This is a genomic window from Pseudomonas sp. SDT291_1_S447 (genome assembly GCF_054070155.1).
This window is the reverse complement of sequence record NZ_JBSVXS010000260.1, coordinates 1-1,340: the sequence shown is the minus strand read 5'-3', so window position 1 is coordinate 1,340 and position 1,340 is coordinate 1. Positions and strand designations below refer to the sequence as shown.

The 1,340-nt window shown below is 61.9% G+C and carries 2 protein-coding genes; both read right to left on the bottom strand.

All coding sequences use genetic code 11. The features are described from left to right. Nucleotides 1-266 (bottom strand): phage protein (locus ACW9IR_RS29370; protein ID WP_457466104.1); only part of this gene is annotated, 266 nt, incomplete at its 3' end. 6 nt (nucleotides 267-272) lie between these two features. Beyond that, nucleotides 273-1,340, bottom strand: a 1,068-nt coding sequence (locus ACW9IR_RS29365; protein ID WP_457466102.1) for a DUF2586 domain-containing protein, incomplete at its 5' end; no start/stop codon positions are given.

Sequence of the window (1,340 nt, the reverse complement as noted above, 5' to 3'; positions counted from 1 at the left end):
CCGGCCTTGGCGAAGAACACTGCGTCAAACGGCTTGAGCTTGCGGAAGCTGCCCGCCGATCGCGCCGCATCGATCAGCAACTGAAAGTTGGAGCTGTCCAGTTCCAGTTCGCCGGCAGCGGCCACGTCACCCTCCACGTAGCCGTCAGGCACGCCCCGGGTTTGGGCCACAGCCGAGTTGTCGGTGATGTCCAAGGTGCAGCTCTCGACGTGCAGCGACAGATCGCCCAGGCTCACGTCGAAGTTCTTGCCGCCAATTTTTGCCATGGGGCGTTACTCCGTTTTGTCAGTGGAAAGATCCAGAGCGATGTTCGCCGTGAGGTCTTTCGGGCAGTTGAGGGGTTTGAGCTTGATGTAGGCCGCAACCTTGGTTTTGCTGAGCCATTCCAGCACCAGGTCACCGTCTTTCGGCGGCTCGATGTCACCGGGGAACACCTCGCCGTTGAACTTGATGGACTTGGCCATGGCACGCAGAGGCGCCATCAGTTGGTTGGTGTTCACCGCCATGCTGTTGGGGGTGCTGTTCAAGCGGCGATCGGCTACACGGCGGATCAGCAGCGGGCGAATCAGGCGAGCGGCCTTATCGGTGATGCGCAGGTATTCCACGACCTGAAAGTCACTGCCCGGGGTGTCCAGCATGTTGCAGTCACCCCAGTACACGCCTGGATAGTCTGGGTAGGTCTGAGTGACGGAGAACCGCGCCCGATCCAGTTCACTGCGCACAGCGGACGGCAGCGGGATCAGCTCCATATCGATAGGCACGTCGCCAAGTCCCAACACAGGGCCGGTCGCCACGCGCATCGGACTATCAGCGATGCTGACTGCCGAATTGGCCAAGCGGCCAGCCAGCACGCCCAAGTCATTACCGTGCAGTTGAGGCACCGGTGAAACGCGCGGCGCGGCCAGACCCGCTACCAACGCTTTTTGCTCGCTCAGGTACTGTGCCCAGGTCTGGTCGACGGCGATGCCGGCGGTGCTTGCCAGAAAGAAAACACGACGGCCGTAGGTGTTGTTCAGGGCGACGGCCGCGTCATTCATGGCCGATAGTTCGTCACCCTTGGTGACAGGCTTGGTGACGATGACCGCTTCCACCGACACCCCTTGTTGCTGGGTTTTCTCCAGAGCGGTGGCCCAGTCGCCTTCGGGGCCGATCGGGGCCGCCATGCAGGCCCAGCGCTGGCCACCGTTCAAACGTGCGGCGGTGATTTGGGTTTTCAGATCGCTCGCCGGGATGCCCAGGGCGGCGTCCAGATCGCTGTCGGTGTTCAGCGGGATGACCTGGCCGACGTTTTTGGCGGCGGGGCCGATGAAAAGAAAGTAACGCTCAACCTCTGTCACGGC